Below are 17,214 nucleotides of genomic sequence, written 5' to 3'. Positions count from 1 at the left end.
CAGCAAACATCAGCCTGACTTTCAGACTGATCACTCATTCAAATCAAACAATTCCAATTTCACATCATCTACCCCTACCTGATCAAATGGATTCTCCAATTGTATCTGAACATTAAAAAGTGAAATCAGAATGAATGTGGAAATCATCCCTAGAGAATACAATATCCATGGGTTACTCTCTGAACCACCCTCTTGAAGGGAGTAATAAACGGAAGGAATATAAATGATCGGATACAGGTAAATAAAGATCAGGCAGTAAGCTCTGATGGAAGCCGGAGTTCTATGCTCTTTGATCGCTGCAGTATTTTCTATCCCTGACAATACATCCCCCATAAACCCTTGGATCTTCATAGAAGCATTGTACTTCATATGGGAAGATCGCTGCTGAATATAGGTACTCACCTTAATGGCATCCGCCCTCACTTTTTCCAATGGAATAGGATCGGGGCCTAAATACGCTCGTAAGCTTTTTGAAACAGCCAGAATATCTGATTGCACTGCCTCTTTTTCTTCCTCACTGATTTTCGGCTGACTTTGTAAACAGGCATTGACAGTAATCAAGGCCGAACGGAACCTAGCTAAGTGTTCCAAGGCCTTTTCTCTACGCCTAAATGCACTTTTAATGGAAAAAACCAAAGGAAAAATAATTGCAATACTGATCATAGTCAGACCAAAATTGTATTGAAAATTATTTACCAACGTCAAATGGGTAGTAACCGCGGAAATTGCCAATACTACAAAAGTCCTCCAATTAATAATGATTAGGTACTTTTCCATGATAAAAACCCTGAGTTGTTTGGTGATAATCCTTGAATCAAATTGAATTAGTTCAATTTAAAACTAAAATTTCCATCAATAATCCTGACAAAAATTTGAAAAACAATGAATTACAACTCTTTAATATAGGATTTTTTTCAGTTTATTTCAGTCAAAAAGATATTCTTAAATTCGACTTCAGCACCTTCCGCCTGCAGGGCCACTTGTCCTCTGGTAGCAGTCGCCCCAAAGCCCTCATTGACTAAATCTCCATTGAGCCATACGGTAATCGTGTCATTGAAACACCTGATTTTTATATGGTTCCACTCACCCAAAGGCTTTTCTGAATCATCCGTCAAATTCACAATCCTTCTTTCTTTCCCTTCCGACACACCCCAATCTTCCTTTGGACCTCTCCTACTTTCCATCTCCTCCACCTTTATATCCTGCTGTATACACCAAAAATCTCCCGCATTGCTATGCATCAGTTGAACCTCAATGGATTTTGGGAACATCTCATACAATGCCCTGGGCTCAGATGCATGAACCAGTATTCCACAATTCCCGGGCTCTCCGGCAAATCGGTAATCCAGTTCCAAGGTATAATCCCCGTATTCCTGATCGGTAATTAAATGTCCTTCTGGCGTACCCAAGCTCACGAGCAATCCATCTCTAATAATAAAAGGAATCCTTAAACTGCTGTCAGCTTCCAAATCTGGAACATCCATATGCCAGCCATCCAAATTAGTCCCGTTAAATAAGGGGATTGGTGCATTAGAAGGCTTGGTGCATTGAAAAAAACAAAAGGTTGTCAATCCAATTGAAAAAACAGCGTATAAAAAATTCCTCATTTTAAGTGATTTTAGAGTGGTCTACTTGCCAACGATATTGTATACAAATGCTCGGTATTTAATCAGGCCTACGAAAATTGCTCCTCCAAAAGCATTTCCCAGTAAAGCCAATCCTTGAAACATCAAATAATCCAAAAGCGAAATTTCCGGGGACTTCAACATACCTGAAAACACCTCAATGCTTCCAATAATACTGTGGTGCAAACTCGTGAATGCCAAGACAGAGGTAATCAAAAAGATCATGACAATCCTACTGATGGTATCTTTGACCGAAGCCAGGAGCCAGGACAGCAGCCCCATCAACCAACCTGCGACGATTGCACTGACCAAGATCACCATTGGTTTCACTTCCAGGACATGCAAGGCAATGGTTACCACTACCTCTTTATCAAATATTCCTAACCTTGGACCTAGCCAATTGAGGAGCAGCGCAATGATATAGCCTCCTATTAAATTTCCGCTGATCACCACTCCCCATAGCTTGAGCATTGCTCTAATTGTTTGCTTTTTATTTAAAACAGGCAATGTCAACAAGGCCGTTTGCTCCGTAAAGAGGATACTTTGCCCCAATACCACCAAGATAAACCCCAATGGATAGACCAAAGAAATTAGCTTAAAAATAGAACCTTCATCCATTTTGCCCATTGCAAAAAAGAAAACGGTGCATATCATCAGGTAGCTAAACCCAATCTCCAGACCAGCGGTGATAGAGCTCAAAAACAAACTACTTGGACTTTTTTCATAGGTCTCCAAGGCATCAGAAATCTGGTCTCTTAGGATCTCCCCATGTGACTTAGGGGCATCTTTCCCAGTTTTTTTGGTGGTCTGGATTTCCTTGTCTATTACTTTCTGCTTCTTTTTCTCTTCTGCAGCCAGCTTTTTTTCTTCAGCAGCTAACTTCTTTTGTTCTGCAGCATATTTTTTTTCTTCCTCGGTCATATTTCTAGGATTTTTCACCTGGGTGATTCTTTTGCAAAAAGGATAGGTCAGTTCAATTGTCTCCCCTCCCATATTCTCATAAACAACATATGAGCCATTCTTCGCGCATGCTCTTTGGCATAAGCTGCCACTTCTCCTTCAAAATACCGATCAATGGTGGTAAACCATAACTCCAGCCAATTCCCAAAATGTTGCTGCTCTATGCTGTGATCTACTGCGGCATCCACTTCCCGATGGACTTTGGTGGGGTTAAACTTGCCGGCCCCTGGACCGGTTTGCAGTAAAATCATCTCCCAAAAATCACTTAAATGGGTCAAATGATGCTCCCAGTCCTCCACAATCTGATTAAACACAGGACCCAAGGTTTCATGAACCCGTACCTGATCATAAAACCTTCGAACCAGAAAGTCTACTTCTTTTCTACTGCGAATATCAATCTTATCCATTCTAATCTTTCAAAATTGGCGCTAACACCTGTAACTCCCCATCTATACCTTCCGGAATCGGTAATCCCAAAATCTGACAGATCAAGGGGTAAATATGGATATTTTCAAAGGATTCAATGGTCATCCCTTCCTTAATCTCAGGTCCATTGGCATAGAATATCCCATGCATTTGTTGGTAGGTAGGACTAAAACCATGGCCTCCGTAATAATCGGACTCTGCCCTAGCCATGTTGGCTTTTACCCGGGCCAAGCCCTCCCGGTTACTGGCTATGTAAAATCCCAATTCAGGTAAAATCAAAATATCACCGATTCGATCCCCATACCGGGATAAATCCTGATAGTATTCTGATTCTTCCACATCCACCACTTTAAAAGGGCCTTCACGTTTGTTTAGTTTCTTCAATACCTTTTTTTTCTTTTTGGGATTGTCAAGATACAAATGTGCCAAGGCTCCATTATTTACTACTTTCAAATCCAGCCCCTCTGTGATCTCATCCAACGCAAAGAAGTTTTTAAAGGGCACTTCCATCATACCGTGGTCAGAAACAATAAAAATGTTGACGTCTAGGTCCAAACTTTTTACACCTTCCATCAAGGTTCCTAAGGTGTGATCCAGCTGCTGTAATCTTTCATTTAATTTCTGGTCATTCAACGGCCCATAGGCATGACCTACATCATCCATATCCGAAAAATACATGGTAATCATCTGGGGCATTTCTTCTTCGGGAAGCTGTAACCACTCAAATACCTGGCTTACCCGCGTCAGGTTATTGACCCTTCCATCGTACTTAAAATAGTAGCTTGGCCTTACTCCCTGAACATCTGCTTCTGACCCCACAAAGAAATAACTAGCCGCTTTCAACCCATTTTGTTCGGCCAAGACCCAAAGTGGCGTTCCTCCATACCAAGACCCATCTGTTGAATAGGTAGGATTGTTATGATGGTATTCCTCGTCGCGATTCGGATCATAAAACCCATTATCCACAATCCCATGGTGTTCCGGTCTCAACCCGGTGGCGATGGTGTAGTGATTCGGAAATGTTTTGGTAGGAAAAGAAGGAATTAAAGATTTAGCGGCGGTCCCTCCTTCAATAAATCTACTTAGGTTTTCAGGCTGAAACCGCTCCACATAATCATATCGAAATCCATCCAGGGAGATCAGAATCACCACTGGTTTTTTGGATTCCTGTGCCCAGGAATAGCAATGCAATCCCATCAAGGCTACTACAAACAGAATGGTCTTTCTCATAAAAGTAATCTTTGCATGAAAATACTTTTGGATTGCATCGAAACCAAGGATCCCTTTCTGATGGCTGCAGCTTTTTCATCCAGATTGGCCCCCTCACCTCCTTCTTCTATAGATTAAGATTAGTCAAAAACTGTGGACTACTCCCCATTTTCGGGAATAATTTTCCATCCTAATTTCGCAAAAACAGCCAAAATCGCCCAGAATCGCAATGGCCTATGATTTGAACTGCTGCTGGTATCAAACAAAAAGATTATGAAAACGACCAACAAAATTCTTTATACCGTAATGATCGCTTCCGTATCCCTGGGAGCTGTGAGTTGTAAATCAAGTAATGCCGTCAAAGGTGGTGCAATAGGCGGTGCCGCCGGCGGTGTGCTTGGTGGTGTAATTGCCGGAAAAGACAATACAGCCACAGGTGTATTGATTGGTTCTGCCATCGGAGGTACCGCGGGTGCCATTATCGGAAACCAAATGGATAAGGCTGCTGAAGAACTTCAGAGAGATCTGGAAGGTGCTACCGTTGAACGAGTAGGTGAGGGAATTAAGATCACCTTTGATTCCGGATTGATGTTCGCAGTGGATAAATCTGATCTCAATGCCAACTCCAGAGAAAACTTGACCGAACTTTCTGAGACCTTGAAAAAATACGAGGACACCAATATCCTAGCGGAAGGCCACACAGATGCCACAGGTTCTGATGACTATAACCTAAACCTATCCAGGGAAAGGGCTTATTCTGTAGAAGATTACCTGACTGCCATGGGTATTGATCGATCCCGATTGGAAACTGCGGCATACGGAGAATCACAGCCGATTGCCACGAATGAAAACGAAGCCGGAAGACAACAAAACCGAAGGGTGGAAGTGGCTATTTATGCCAATAAGAAAATGAAACGTATGGCTGAACGAGGTGAGTTGGGACAATAAGTCCTACCACCCTATTTATAGATCCGAAAGGCGACCCAATGGGTTGCCTTTCTTTTTATTGATTACTCGTATTGGCCAATTGCTCTTGGTAATACTTCATCCGTTCCTCATTCCCCACCGCTTTATTGAGCAGGTACAAATTGGAGAGCACAGATCTGCTAGACCCATATTGAAGGGATTTTTCAAATGCCTCAATGGCTTCTCGTTCTTTTCTCTGTACAATCAAGGCCGTCCCAAGGTTTGTATAGGCGGAGAACTGATCTTCATGACCGGCCTCCACTGCAGCCCTGAAATACTTTTCTGCATTCGCATAATTCCTGTCCTTCAAAAAGGAGATCGTACCTAAATTGGTCAACACCACCGAATTGCCCGGATCAACCTCATATGCTTTCAAAAACCTGGCTTTTGAGGCAAGGGTATCCTTGGACTCCAACAAGGCTTTTCCGTAAGCAGCATAATAGGAGGGATACTTTTCTGAGCCTCCAAAGTCCTCAAACGCTGCCTCTATTTCTGAATAATTCCGGACTGCTTCCGCATAATTTTTATTTTCAAAGGCAGTATTTCCCGCTCTCATCGCCAATAAAAAGGCGGTCTCTTCCACAGAAAAATCATCTTCTCCTGCGCCATAGGCTTTGGCCTTTTCCAAATCCCCCAATTCGGTATACAGATAAGCCAGGTTTCTATTGATTTCCGGATCCTCTTGTACCTCCAGTGCCTTTTCAAAAACTGCCACCGCATTCGCTTTTTCATTCAGACGGATATAGGTCAATCCCAAGTTTTTATAGGTCGCATACAAATCAGGCTTCTTCGTCTGAAGGCTTTCCAGGTACAGCCGCCTTGCCCTCTCATAGTCTCCTTGTTCAAAGGAAATTGCCGCCAATTTGAATTTGGCGAAATGGGAATCCGGTTGTTTTTCTATGCTTTGCTCCAGCACCACCAACGCTCTGGTAGTATCTCCCACTCCTAGTAAAGACTCTGCTAATGCAGCCAAATATTGGGAGACCGAGGCATCTTCTCCCAAAATCTCATAAGCCTGATCAAAATGTACCACCGATTCGGCATAGTAATCCCTGGCGGAATCTGGAGAAGTTGTTTTTAGTTTGGCGGCTTCCAAACGTAATTCCTCTGCATACATCACATGTGTTCTCCAACTTTTTGGAGCAGTTTCAATTCCTGAATAGGAAAGTGATAGGCCGTCTTTCCATACTTTGGCGCGATCGATGGTCTTCCAGGAGAAAGCAAGTAAGAACGGCATTAAAATCAACAAGGAAATAAGAGGGGCCTTTTGGATTTGATAATGCTGCATGAGCATATAAAGTCCATATACCACCAAAAAACAGAATGCCAGAGAAGGGATGAACAGAAACCGCTCTCCGAGATTCGATCCAATGGTCAAAGAATCTGTCAAGTTGGCGAAAATCGAAAAAGTAGCCAGGTAAAAAAGAATCCCAAAACTGATCAATGACCGGGACTTCAGGCCTTTGACTGCCACAAAAATCAACCCGGCGAAGAATAGCAAACTGACCCAAACAAGAGGATTGGCAAAGGTTTGAACATCAATCTGGCTGAAGGAATAATCCCAGGAAAGTGGATGGGGAACTACCAGCAATTTTACATACTGGAGGTAAATAAATAGGTTGGTGGCCAGTCTTTCTCCGCCTGATACTCCATATAACACGGAATTGATTTTGGAATCATATACGGTGGCTGCTTCATCCAACACGATCGCCCGGCATACCAAATAAAGGATGACCGGAATCAAATAGGGAATTACAGATTTGATACTTGCTCCAAAGGAGCGTTTCTGAAAGAAGTAAGCGATTAAGAACACCAAAGCCATCAGGGTAATGGTCTCCTCTTTGGAAATCAGGGAAAGGAAAAATAAGCCTCCCACCAAAAATTGCTTAGGAAGGGTAAAGCTCCCTTCATTTTTGACCCAGTAAAGAATCGCCGAAAAAGCGAACAAGGAAGCTAATAAAGTATCCCTGCTTTTGACCGATGCCACCACTTCCGTATGGATCGGGTGAACTGCATACAGAAGTAAAACCAGTAAAGGAACAAAGATCGGAAGGGCCTTCTTTTGGGACAGGATCACCATAAGATTCCCCAAAATGACCAATAAGAAGAAATATAAAATCACATTGAGAATGTGACCGTTTGTGGCATTGAACTCCCCGAAAATCTGATACTCTATCGCAAAGGTCAATAAAGTAAAAGGTCTGTAAATACTGGTATTTACGGGATTAATTGAAATAAAATTCATGGAACCGTATTGAAACAGTTCTGTCCATTCGGCTAATCCTTTTTGGGTGACACGATTGAAGTAGGCATAAATCCCGTCGTCTCCGGAATACCCATAATTAAAGGTATGAATGTATAATGCTGCCCCCAATAGGGAAATGAAAAGTATCCAAAAAATGGGTTTTTGCTTCATCCTTACTAGATTCTTTAATTCGAAAATTAAGGATTAAATTCAATTTTGAGAATTTACCTTCTGATTAATGTTTACCTGTTGGATTCAGGTATCTTTTTTCATCAGCCAGTCCGTTTGAACCTCATCTCCGAATGGAAAAGGGTGAGTCCCGAATTTTTTAAACCCCTGTTTTTCGTAAAACTGAATGGCATGTTTATTATGCTCCCAAACTCCCAACCACACATATTTCAATGAGTTTTTCCGGGCAAAATCAAAAGCATAGTCCAGTAACTGCTTCCCAAAACCCTGACCTTTGTATACTTCCAATACATACAATCTGGCAATCTCCAAACTCTCTTCATCATGGATATCTGTTTGGGAAGGCACTTGATTGACCTTGGTATAGCCAATGATTTTCCCTTCTGACTTCGCGACAAAGAACTTGGAACAAGGGTTGATAAATTCCTTTTCAAATTGGGCGGGAGTGAATGCTTCATCCAAATAGGCGTAAACATTTTCAATTTTATTGCCGGCAGTAAAAGCTTCTAAAAACGACTTCCTGGCCATAAGTACCAACTCCTCTAATTCATTGGCAGTTACTTCCTGAATATCCACGGGTTTCATAATGTTAGTTTTTGTTCAATATTTTCAATGCCTGATCGACCTGGTTGTTGGGAAACTCTCCCAAAATCGAACGGTATTCCCCACTTGGATGGATCACCACAAAGCTTCTGCAGGGATAAGGGAATTTAAAAAACTCCTGCTCAAAAACACCATCTGGATCGGGCATCCAGGAAATAATTCCTTGGTATTTTTCCAAGCCATGGGAGTTTTTGAAGATGTAGTCCGGTTCAGAAGCATTTCTTTTCGCTGCCACCTTCATTAAATAATCATGGGTTTTCTGAAAATACCTTCGGTCATTGGCATTGTCCCCTGTGGAATTGCATTCATCTTTCCCCGGATAAAAAATCACGATCAGTGATTTCCCTTCCTTCAACTCCTCTGATTTTCCCAGCTTTTCATAAAATGGTCCCGGTTCCACTTTACCGAAGGGCATACGATAGATGAGCATCATCACTTCCGGATCCTCACTGGGTACCCCAAAATAAGGACCGTTCAAAATCTTGTTTTGGAATTCATCTTTGGATACCGACCTGCCCAATTCATCACGATACCTGGTCTGCGCCTGGGAGGTCCAGCTTGCCAATAGGAGGATCAGGAAAAGAAAATACTTCATTCTAGCGTTTCTGTTCAAAGAAATAGACTACCAACATCTGGACAGGCACCTCCCCTTCATTCACGGGATTATGCTCCAGGCGGCCATCAAATAACAAGGAATCTCCGGCATTTAAAACAATTTCCTGATCCCGGAACACATATTTGACCGAGCCAGAAATGATGAATTTGTATTCAAAAGCCTCGGTCTGCACAAAATCCCTGGTGCTTCCCGGCTGGATTTCCAACAGGACAATGTCGATGGTGCTTTGCCCCATTTTCTTGGTAAAAATCCGAAAATACTCATAGCCACTGGCAGGCTCCTTTTCGAATCGCTCGTAGTCGGATTTCCGCTGGACGATAATTTTTGTCTCCTGACTATACCTGCTTAACTCTGCAAAAAATGAATCCAGATCCACTTCCAAGGCCTGGATAATCTGGATCAATACTAAAAGGGAAGGGATAGTTCTGCTGTTCTCAATTTGGGAGATCAAGCCTTTGGTTACTCCTGCTCGATCGGCGATATCCTGTAGGGTGAGGTTTTTTTCTTTTCTGATGCTTTTGATCTTGTTACTGATCTGCACGATTACTTCATGCTCCATAAATTTTGGGTCTAAACAACTGGAAAACTACTGATTAATTACGTTCCAGAAAAAAATTAACTACTTAAAAGGGTTTGAGGACCATTAAAGTTGATCAACGACTTCTTCTCCCAAGCCAAATGACAAGGTCATGCCTGCCCCACCTACTCCATTGACAATGGTCACATATTGATCTATTTCCCTTACAAAATCAATGGATCCATCGGTCATTTTAGGATAAATGCCATGCCAGGCCGAGCCGATTCTCCAATCCTTAAACTGGGCAAAGGTTTTCAGGAAATTGATGATGAGCTCGTTGATATGGGTTTGGTCAAATGGACTCAAATTCAGGCCGTATTCATGGCTATCCCCGATGGTCAATTCCCCCAATCCATTTTGGGATACCATCACATGGATGCCCAATTCCAATAATTCCGGGAATTGCTGTTGGTACACTTCACGAAGCTTTGACAGGGAATCTGCTACTTCAAATCCCTTGTAATGGATAAAACTCAACCCTGCACACAATGGCGGTCCTATCCTCCAATTCTCCGGCTGCTGTACCAAGCGCATCATTTGCAATTTGCATTTGGTGATGGGAATCCCCGCAAATACTTCAGGATACAAGGTTTCAAAATCCGCTCCAGAGCAAACAAACACCTTGTCTGCAGACCAGGAAGTCTGTCCACTGTACACCGTATTCTCTTCAATTCTGGAAATAACTTTATTCCAAATAAACTCCACTCCAGGCAAGGAATCCAGGTATTTCGCAGTCTTAAACACCGCTTCCCTCGGGTCTACAATCATTTCTTCATCCGACCACAAAGCTCCTTTCAACCCATCCAATTTAGTGGCTGGGCTTATTTTTTGGGTCTGCTCGGGGGTCAATGCCTCTGCGGACTTCACCCCTTTCATGGCAGCTACATATTCCTCTACCACCTGCATTTCCAAATCCGTATAAGCCAAGTGAAGAGATCCTGTTTTCTCCGCAAAAAACTCCGCCTTTTGGCTCATGTCGATCCAGATTTCACGGGCTCTTTTGGCCCGTTGATAGGCTGGTCCTTGGGCCTGTCCGATGGGCCATATCATTCCAAAATTCCGCACAGAGGCTCCCTGAGCCTGTGGATGCCGCTCTATGACGGTAACTTTCCACCCTTTGGCCTGCAAAGCACGGGTAACAGATAAGCCTACGATCCCGGCTCCAATGACGATTGCTGATGAAGTTGAACTCATATCCCTTAATTTATTAAAAATTCAGTGTTGATTCGATAATCATTTTTCTACTGCTAAAAAAAGGGAGCTTCGTGCAAGACACTTGCCCCCTTATTTTCAAAACCAACTCAATTATTGTTTAGCAAAATTAAACTTTTGTACAGTATCAAAACTATTTATAAGGTTAATTATTTATTAACTTAAGGGATGAAATTCAAATCTTCTAGGGATTATTCAACCTTTAGGGATTGAATAATCTTAAATTAATAGAGACTTGATTTAAACTTAACCTTTCAGATTTTGCAGGCAATCCTTCAACAGGTTATTTAGTATTTATAAACTAGAAAGACATGAAACCAACCTATTCAAACCAATCCAAAACCAAACGCATTGAACTGGTTTTTGACCTGTACCGGAAATATGGGGAAGAGGATTACATTGGTGAGCCTGTATCACAGATCGAACATATGTGTCAATCTGCCCAGATTGCGGAAAAAGAGGGATACGAGGAAGAGGTGATTCTAGCAGCATTCTTTCATGATATCGGGCATCTTTGTGTGCACCTGGGCAATTTTGAATCCATGGATGGATATGGCATCAAAAGCCATGAGAAGATCGGGGGAGACTTTTTGAGAGACCTGGGGTTTCCAGAGAAAGTAGCCAAACTGGTGGAAAACCATGTACAGGCAAAACGCTACCTCACGTATAAATTCCCGGAGTACTTTGACAAATTATCCGAAGCCAGCAGAAAGACCTTGGAGTTTCAGGGAGGGAAAATGAATGCTTCCGAGGCAGCGGCATTTGAAAACGACCCTTTATTTGAAGTATCCCTAAAAATGAGGACCTGGGATGAAATGGCCAAGGAAGAACATGTGCCACTTCCGGATTTGGAGAACTATAAGAAAATGGCAGAGCGAATTCTAGCCTCTTAATTAATCCAGCTCACTTCTAAAATCCCCCCTATTTAACTCCCAACCTACCACTGATAAACCTTGGTTTATTTCGTCTTTTTCATTTCTCACAACATATTCATTTTAAGACATTAACGACTGACATTATCCTACTTTTTGTACCTTCTCTTCTTAAATCAGTTTTTGGAAACAAATCGATTTTTAGGGTTTATTTCAGACTTAAGTTTATATCTAATGGAAAAGATGCAAGTAAAAATTCTGAGCTTTTTAATGGTATTTGGATTAGGGTTCTATTCCCATTCCTTCCTCTTCAAAGAGAGTACTAAAAGCAATTCCACGGCTCCTGCAAACCCTGTCCAACTTCCAGAAGAGAATCTGAAACTTGGTGCTTTTTCTATCAGTCTAAGTGTGAAAGACCTTGAATCTTCCAGAGTTTTTTATGAGAAATTAGGCTTTGAACAATTGGGTGGTGAAACGAGTAAAGATTACTTGATCATGAAAAATGAAAACTGTCTAATTGGGCTTTTTCAAGGGATGTTTGAAGGAAATATATTGACTTTCAATCCGGGTTGGGATGAAAATGCCCAAAACATAGATGAATTTCACGATGTCAGAGAGATTCAAAAACACCTGAAAAGTGAAAATTTAGACTTGACTTCTGAGGCAGATGAAAATACCAGTGGCCCGGCGAGTTTAATGCTTTATGACCCAGATGGAAATTTGATTTTAATAGATCAACACCGATAGTTTTTCAAAACCAAATCATAACAATCAAGCGCCTATCGGAAGGCTATAAAACTCCCGATAGACAGGTATTGCAAGAATAGGTAATTCAACCACCTTCTTTAGCCTACTTTTCCTACATCAGAAAATTATAGAAAAATCCCACCAGAGATTTCTATCCGCTGACCATTGATCCAACGGGCATCTTCCGAACACAAGAAGGCAACTACTCCACCGATATCTTCTGCTTCTCCTACTCTACCCAAGGCAGTGGCACCGGCTATCAAGGTTCTTTTCTTCTCATTATCCCGGTTTTCTCCCCCACCAAACTCTGTGGCAACCGCTCCGGGTGCCACTACATTGGCAGTGATCTTTCTTCCTGCCAATTCCTTCGCCAAATAGCGGGTCAACACATCTACTCCACCTTTCATGGCTCCATAGGCTGAGGAATTTGGCAAACTGAATCGAGCCAGGCCGGAAGAAATATTGATGATTTTACCTCCATCCGCCAAATACGGAACTGCCTTTTGGGTCAGGAAATACACCCCTTTTAAGTGGATATTCATCATCTCATCAAACATGGCTTCCGTGGTTTCCAGAAAGGGCACGTATAGGCCTGTCCCAGCATTGTTGATCAGGAAGTCAAAGCTAGTGCGTTCCTTCTCGCTTTGCAGGTATTCAAAGAGGATGGTAAAAAATGCATCAAAGCTCTTGATATCACTGGTATCGAGTTGCAAAGCTTTCGCAGTTTGGCCTAATTTTTCAATTTCAGAAACTACCTCCTGGGCAGCAGCAAGATTGGTATGGTAGGTAATAATCAGGTCATTCCCTTTTTCTGCCAAACGAATGGCCATATCTCTACCCAATCCTCGGCTTCCGCCGGTGACAAGGGCTATCTTATTTATATTCATTTTTCTGTTCTTTTTTGATTTTACAAATTTTAGGAGAATTCAGTTCGTGGATGATTCCAAAATCCCCCCCATAAAAGTTTCGTCTTTAATATCAGGATTGATTCTCAATGAAAAATTCAGATTTAATGCTGTCAAAAACGCAATCTCACACCGAAAATCAGGATTTGTAATCCTGAATAAAAATCACACCTAAATCCCCCTTCTTAACCCCCACAGATTTTAAAAGAAAATAACTGAGAAATAGTAACTTTTAAAAGTATGAGCGAAATTAATGAAAACTAGGTGAGATATCCTGAGTATATAATAAATTGGATTAGAACTACTTCTGTTGAAAAATTAACATTGGACCCATCAGATCAATTGAGCATGAAGAACTATCTATGGAGATTACTAGCAAGCCTCTTGTTTTTTGGCTGTACCAAACAAAACCAGACCCAAGAACCGATCTTTGAAACTGAAAGAACCTGGTGGAAGGAAGGCATCCTCTACCAAATCTATCCGCAAAGCTTCAACGACACGAACGGAGATGGATTTGGGGATTTTCAAGGGGTCATTGAAAAACTGGATTACATAGAAAGCTTAGGGGTCACGATGGTTTGGATGAACCCTTTTTTCGAATCTCCCCTTGTAGACAATGGGTATGATGTGGCCGATTATCGGGCTATTCTGCCGAGGTATGGTACAATGGAAGACTTTCAGCAAATGCTGGATGGCTTCCACCAGCGTGGGATTAAGTTTGTGTTGGATGTGGTGGTCAACCATAGCAGCATTGAACATGAATGGTTTCAACAATCCCGAAGTTCCAGGGATAACCCATACCGGGATTATTACCATTGGTGGCCAGCAGAAAAGGGTGAGCCACCCTATCGCTACAGTCTATTTGATCCGGATGGAGCTTGGGAATATGATTCCCTGAGCAATGCGTATTACCTCCATACTTTTGCGGAAGAACAACCGGACCTCAATTGGGAAAATCCCAAACTTAGACAAGAGGTGTATGACATCATGAAATTTTGGGCGGAAAAAGGGGTGGATGGGTTCCGAATGGATGCCTTCCAATTTGCCAGCAAAGACACCACCTGGCCTGAATTTCCGGAAGGCCATGAAAAAGATTTCATTAAATGGTATGGAATGCGACCCCAACTCCATGAGTATTTAAAAGAAATGTACCATGAAGTTCTGGAGAAATACGATGTGTTCGCAGTAGCAGAGGGTGCTGGCAGTACTTTTGAAGATGCCCATAAACTAGTGGATGCAGAGCGTCAGGAACTGCAGATGGCCTACCATTTTGAATACGTGGACATGTCCAGGACTCCGGATGGCTATGAATTGGCTGACTTTAAAGAGGTCTTCACCCGATGGGACAAAGCCTTCGCCGATAAGGGATGGATTGCCATTTTCCTTTCCAACCATGACAATGCCCGATTGGTCAATCGCTTTGGAAATCCCGACCCGAAATTCCGCACCCCTTCCACTCAAATGCTGAATACCTTCTTGCTCAGTATGCGGGGCACTCCTTATACCTACTATGGAGATGAAATAGGGATGACCAATATGGATATGCCAACCATTGAAGAATATGTGGATGTGGAAGCCAAAGGTAAATACAAAGCAGCCTTAGCGGCAGGAAAAGACATGGAAGAATTTATGGAAATCCTGAATTACAGCTCCAGGGAAAATGGCAGGACTCCCATGCAATGGGATGATTCCAAAAATGCTGGATTTACCACAGGAACTCCTTGGAAACGAGTGAATGAAAACTACCATGAAATCAATGTTGCAGCCCAGGAGAAGGACCCGAATAGCATTTTGAATCACTTTAGAAAAATGACCCAAGTCAGAAAAGATCATCCGGTGTTGGTTTATGGAAACTATGAGATACTCCAACAAGAGCATCCTACCGTTTATGCATTTACTAGAACCCTCGACGGCGAGAAGATGCTGGTTCTGCTTAACTTTTCTGAAGAAAAGTCTACCATTACCCTTTCTGAACCCGGAAACTTGGATCAGCTGATCATCAATAATTATCCAGAACTGGAGGTTTCGGGAAATACTGTTGAGTTGTTGCCTTATCAGGCAGTGATTGTACAGGTCAATTAATTTCCTTCAATGGTTAGCCTTCAATTGAATTGCTTTACTAATTTAGTTTTTGACCCTACTGGGAAATAAATCCTGTTGTAATCCAAATTCATGAAGTTCACTCCAAGCATTTTGCTTCAAGTCATTTGTTTTCTAATTCTTGCTGGAAGCACCACTAACGCCCAGAAAATTGCTGTACAAGAAGCCGAACCCTCTTCCTTTGCTTCCAGGTTGGAATGGACCGTAGCAACGATTGAGGATGAAAACTATACCCTTTGGGGATCTGCTCCCATCCTGGGAGAGGATGGAAAAATCCATGTATTTGTAGCGAGGTGGCCAGAGAAAAATGTAGATCCTGCCTGGCGAAAGTCCTCTGAAATCGCCCATTATGTAGCAGATAGTCCTGAAGGCACCTATACCTTTTCCGATGTGGCAGTCAAAGGAACAGGGATAGAAGGTGATTGGGATCGATTTGCACCACATAATCCTGAAATCAGGAAATTTGGGGACACCTATGTCTTGCTGTACATTGCCAATTCAGATTACATGCAGCCTCCCCATCCCAAAAATCAAGGGACTGGCATGCTGGTTTCCAAATCCCCCTATGGTCCATGGAAAAAAGTTGGGGAAAACGGTTTAATTCTTTCCCCTGAGTTATTCCCTGATAGCTGGGTGGCACAATCCCAAAACGGCATGGTGAATCCCACCATGTTGAAGGTGGGCGATAAATATCATATTTACTTTAAAGCAAGAGTCAATAATCACAGCGAATTTGGACTTGCTATTTCGGATCAGCTAGAAGGCCCCTATCAGGTTTATGGGGAGCCCATCACCAATAACAAAACCAGTATTGAAGATGCTTCCTCCTTTTCAATGGACGGGAAACATTATTTGATCACTACAGATAATCATGGAGAAAATACTGGAATTCAAGGAGGAGGTATTCTTTGGGAATCCACCGATGGGATTCACTTTAGCCTGGATCAATCCAGTTTGGCCTATGACTTAATTCCTGCTTATTTCAAGGAATACAACCCAGAGCAAGTTCGGAAGATCTATGGTCCCGACCCGAAGTTTGAGCGTCCAAAAGTCTTGATGATGAATGGGAAACCTGCCTATCTCTTTGCTCCTTCAGGTTGGAATCTAGAAGGAAAAGACAGAACTGTTTGTCATATTTTGAAGATTCGGGAATAGATAAAGGCCCATTATAATCAAGTAAACCGAATCCATATCCAATTCAGGTATCCAACTACCCATTCTAAGTTTCACCAAAAAAATACCCTGTACTGGGTATTGTATGAAAGAATTGATTTCACGTTCTTAGTCGACTAAACTAATAAGACTGTGATTGATTTTTTAATTAGACAAAAAGTGGATTGAGCCGACAACAAACGACAACAAACATTTATTGTCGGATAAGTTTTATTAAGCCACTGATTTACATACACTTAAAAAACAAATCTCACCTTTTAAATATAAAGGATATATGCGCAATGCGCATATATAGATGTTAGGTGCAATTATAGTGGACAACTAAACAGACATAAATAAATAAACTAAAAAACAAAAAAATATGTGGCCAAGAAATAGATATACAGGTGTCGGTGGTGGACTATACACTGGCGTTGGTGGCGGACTTTATACTGGTGTTGGAGGCGGTGCTTATACCGGTGTTGGTGGTGGAATGTATACAGGCGTTGGTGGTGGAATGTACACTGGTGTAGGTGGTGGATTATATACAGGTGTTGGCGGTGGACTTTACACAGGTGTAGGTGGAGGGCTTTATACTGGCGTTGGTGGCGGACTTTACACAGGTGTTGGCGGTGGACTTTATAAAGGTGTTGGCGGAGGGCTTTACACTGGTGCAGACGCAAATCCCTATATGAGTAATTGGCCACCACCAAGAGTATTAATTGCAGAACTACAAAAAAGAGGAATGCACGATATTGTTGAATATATGTTAAGACACGGCTTTTTAGATAATTGCTAACCTTCCAACGG

General features: G+C 42.1%; 17 protein-coding genes. 6 read left to right on the top strand and 11 right to left on the bottom strand.

Features of this window, described 5'->3' with window-relative positions; translation table 11 throughout:
* Nucleotides 1-30: 30 nt before the first annotated feature.
* The 5 genes from BUR11_RS02740 to BUR11_RS02720 all read right to left on the bottom strand — a co-directional run bounded on the left by BUR11_RS02740 (nucleotide 31) and on the right by BUR11_RS02720 (nucleotide 4,241).
* A complete protein-coding gene (locus tag BUR11_RS02740) occupies nucleotides 31-777 on the bottom strand; it encodes a hypothetical protein (protein WP_084560845.1) in 747 nt (248 codons plus the stop codon).
* Between the two features lie 137 nt (nucleotides 778-914).
* A complete protein-coding gene (locus BUR11_RS02735; protein WP_084560844.1) occupies nucleotides 915-1,607 on the bottom strand; it encodes a 3-keto-disaccharide hydrolase in 693 nt (230 codons plus the stop codon).
* A gap of 21 nt (nucleotides 1,608-1,628) precedes the next feature.
* Complete coding sequence (locus tag BUR11_RS02730; RefSeq protein WP_084560949.1) at nucleotides 1,629-2,546, bottom strand: formate/nitrite transporter family protein; 918 nt, start codon at nucleotides 2,544-2,546, stop codon at nucleotides 1,629-1,631.
* 47 nt (nucleotides 2,547-2,593) lie between these two features.
* The gene (locus tag BUR11_RS02725; RefSeq protein ID WP_074223289.1) at nucleotides 2,594-2,992 is read right to left on the bottom strand and encodes a group III truncated hemoglobin; all 399 of its coding nucleotides are present in this window, start codon (nucleotides 2,990-2,992) and stop codon (nucleotides 2,594-2,596) included.
* Between the two features lies 1 nt (nucleotide 2,993).
* Nucleotides 2,994-4,241 carry an alkaline phosphatase family protein gene (locus BUR11_RS02720; RefSeq protein WP_074223288.1) on the bottom strand — a complete coding sequence of 416 codons (1,248 nt, stop codon included), beginning with the start codon at nucleotides 4,239-4,241 and terminating at the stop codon, nucleotides 2,994-2,996.
* 252 nt (nucleotides 4,242-4,493) lie between these two features.
* Here BUR11_RS02720 and BUR11_RS02715 point away from each other — a divergent pair, with 252 nt between their 5' ends.
* Entirely contained in the window at nucleotides 4,494-5,168 is a 675-nt protein-coding gene (locus tag BUR11_RS02715) for an OmpA family protein (protein ID WP_074223287.1), read from the top strand.
* A gap of 55 nt (nucleotides 5,169-5,223) precedes the next feature.
* Here the strand turns inward: BUR11_RS02715 and BUR11_RS02710 are convergent, their stop codons facing one another.
* From BUR11_RS02710 to BUR11_RS02690, 5 genes are all read right to left on the bottom strand, one after another.
* Complete coding sequence (locus BUR11_RS02710) at nucleotides 5,224-7,602, bottom strand: tetratricopeptide repeat protein (protein ID WP_074223286.1); 2,379 nt, start codon at nucleotides 7,600-7,602, stop codon at nucleotides 5,224-5,226.
* Nucleotides 7,603-7,686: 84 nt separating this feature from the next.
* Nucleotides 7,687-8,205 (bottom strand): GNAT family N-acetyltransferase, encoded by a 519-nt coding sequence (locus BUR11_RS02705; RefSeq protein WP_074223285.1) that lies wholly within the window; start codon nucleotides 8,203-8,205, stop codon nucleotides 7,687-7,689.
* A gap of 4 nt (nucleotides 8,206-8,209) precedes the next feature.
* On the bottom strand, nucleotides 8,210-8,818 hold the full coding sequence (locus BUR11_RS02700) for a hypothetical protein (RefSeq protein WP_074223284.1): 609 nt from the start codon (nucleotides 8,816-8,818) through the stop codon (nucleotides 8,210-8,212).
* A gap of 1 nt (nucleotide 8,819) precedes the next feature.
* Entirely contained in the window at nucleotides 8,820-9,398 is a 579-nt protein-coding gene (locus tag BUR11_RS02695; RefSeq protein WP_074223283.1) for a helix-turn-helix domain-containing protein, read from the bottom strand.
* 84 nt (nucleotides 9,399-9,482) lie between these two features.
* Nucleotides 9,483-10,610 carry a TIGR03364 family FAD-dependent oxidoreductase gene (locus BUR11_RS02690; RefSeq protein WP_074223282.1) on the bottom strand — a complete coding sequence of 376 codons (1,128 nt, stop codon included), beginning with the start codon at nucleotides 10,608-10,610 and terminating at the stop codon, nucleotides 9,483-9,485.
* A 329-nt stretch (nucleotides 10,611-10,939) separates the two neighbouring features.
* On the opposite strand from BUR11_RS02690, the gene BUR11_RS02685 reads away from it, so the two are divergent.
* Entirely contained in the window at nucleotides 10,940-11,521 is a 582-nt protein-coding gene (locus BUR11_RS02685) for a phosphonate degradation HD-domain oxygenase (RefSeq protein ID WP_074223281.1), read from the top strand.
* Nucleotides 11,522-11,734: 213 nt separating this feature from the next.
* Nucleotides 11,735-12,247: a VOC family protein gene (locus tag BUR11_RS02680; RefSeq protein ID WP_317045211.1), complete on the top strand. Its 513-nt coding sequence runs from the start codon at nucleotides 11,735-11,737 to the stop codon at nucleotides 12,245-12,247.
* 125 nt (nucleotides 12,248-12,372) lie between these two features.
* Here the strand turns inward: BUR11_RS02680 and BUR11_RS02675 are convergent, their stop codons facing one another.
* On the bottom strand, nucleotides 12,373-13,134 hold the full coding sequence (locus BUR11_RS02675; RefSeq protein ID WP_074223280.1) for an SDR family NAD(P)-dependent oxidoreductase: 762 nt from the start codon (nucleotides 13,132-13,134) through the stop codon (nucleotides 12,373-12,375).
* A gap of 366 nt (nucleotides 13,135-13,500) precedes the next feature.
* On the opposite strand from BUR11_RS02675, the gene BUR11_RS02670 reads away from it, so the two are divergent.
* From BUR11_RS02670 to BUR11_RS02660, 3 genes are all read left to right on the top strand, one after another.
* Nucleotides 13,501-15,234, top strand: coding sequence for a glycoside hydrolase family 13 protein (locus BUR11_RS02670; RefSeq protein ID WP_074225081.1), 1,734 nt, complete (start codon nucleotides 13,501-13,503; stop codon nucleotides 15,232-15,234).
* Between the two features lie 90 nt (nucleotides 15,235-15,324).
* Nucleotides 15,325-16,407, top strand: a complete 1,083-nt coding sequence (locus BUR11_RS02665) for a glycoside hydrolase family protein (protein WP_074223279.1) — start codon at nucleotides 15,325-15,327, stop codon at nucleotides 16,405-16,407.
* Nucleotides 16,408-16,786: 379 nt separating this feature from the next.
* Complete coding sequence (locus tag BUR11_RS02660; protein ID WP_074223278.1) at nucleotides 16,787-17,203, top strand: hypothetical protein; 417 nt, start codon at nucleotides 16,787-16,789, stop codon at nucleotides 17,201-17,203.
* The last annotated feature ends 11 nt before the right edge of the window (nucleotides 17,204-17,214 follow it).

Origin of the sequence: Algoriphagus halophilus (genome assembly GCF_900129785.1) — a bacterium.
GTDB lineage: Bacteria > Bacteroidota > Bacteroidia > Cytophagales > Cyclobacteriaceae > Algoriphagus > Algoriphagus halophilus.
This window is presented reverse-complemented; position numbering and strand designations above follow the sequence as displayed.

Excerpts from the sequence above, each read along its gene's own strand:
- BUR11_RS02740 (WP_084560845.1), bottom strand. The coding sequence starts at position 777 with ATGGAAAAGTACCTAATCATTATTAATTGGAGGACTTTTGTAGTATTG.
- BUR11_RS02735 (WP_084560844.1), bottom strand. The coding sequence starts at position 1,607 with ATGAGGAATTTTTTATACGCTGTTTTTTCAATTGGATTGACAACCTTT.
- BUR11_RS02730 (WP_084560949.1), bottom strand. The coding sequence starts at position 2,546 with ATGACCGAGGAAGAAAAAAAATATGCTGCAGAACAAAAGAAGTTAGCT.
- BUR11_RS02725 (WP_074223289.1), bottom strand. The coding sequence starts at position 2,992 with ATGGATAAGATTGATATTCGCAGTAGAAAAGAAGTAGACTTTCTGGTT.
- BUR11_RS02720 (WP_074223288.1), bottom strand. The coding sequence starts at position 4,241 with ATGAGAAAGACCATTCTGTTTGTAGTAGCCTTGATGGGATTGCATTGC.
- BUR11_RS02715 (WP_074223287.1), top strand. The coding sequence starts at position 4,494 with ATGAAAACGACCAACAAAATTCTTTATACCGTAATGATCGCTTCCGTA.
- BUR11_RS02710 (WP_074223286.1), bottom strand. The coding sequence starts at position 7,602 with ATGAAGCAAAAACCCATTTTTTGGATACTTTTCATTTCCCTATTGGGG.
- BUR11_RS02705 (WP_074223285.1), bottom strand. The coding sequence starts at position 8,205 with ATGAAACCCGTGGATATTCAGGAAGTAACTGCCAATGAATTAGAGGAG.
- BUR11_RS02700 (WP_074223284.1), bottom strand. The coding sequence starts at position 8,818 with ATGAAGTATTTTCTTTTCCTGATCCTCCTATTGGCAAGCTGGACCTCC.
- BUR11_RS02695 (WP_074223283.1), bottom strand. The coding sequence starts at position 9,398 with ATGGAGCATGAAGTAATCGTGCAGATCAGTAACAAGATCAAAAGCATC.
- BUR11_RS02690 (WP_074223282.1), bottom strand. The coding sequence starts at position 10,610 with ATGAGTTCAACTTCATCAGCAATCGTCATTGGAGCCGGGATCGTAGGC.
- BUR11_RS02685 (WP_074223281.1), top strand. The coding sequence starts at position 10,940 with ATGAAACCAACCTATTCAAACCAATCCAAAACCAAACGCATTGAACTG.
- BUR11_RS02680 (WP_317045211.1), top strand. The coding sequence starts at position 11,735 with ATGGAAAAGATGCAAGTAAAAATTCTGAGCTTTTTAATGGTATTTGGA.
- BUR11_RS02675 (WP_074223280.1), bottom strand. The coding sequence starts at position 13,134 with ATGAATATAAATAAGATAGCCCTTGTCACCGGCGGAAGCCGAGGATTG.
- BUR11_RS02670 (WP_074225081.1), top strand. The coding sequence starts at position 13,501 with ATGAAGAACTATCTATGGAGATTACTAGCAAGCCTCTTGTTTTTTGGC.
- BUR11_RS02665 (WP_074223279.1), top strand. The coding sequence starts at position 15,325 with ATGAAGTTCACTCCAAGCATTTTGCTTCAAGTCATTTGTTTTCTAATT.
- BUR11_RS02660 (WP_074223278.1), top strand. The coding sequence starts at position 16,787 with ATGTGGCCAAGAAATAGATATACAGGTGTCGGTGGTGGACTATACACT.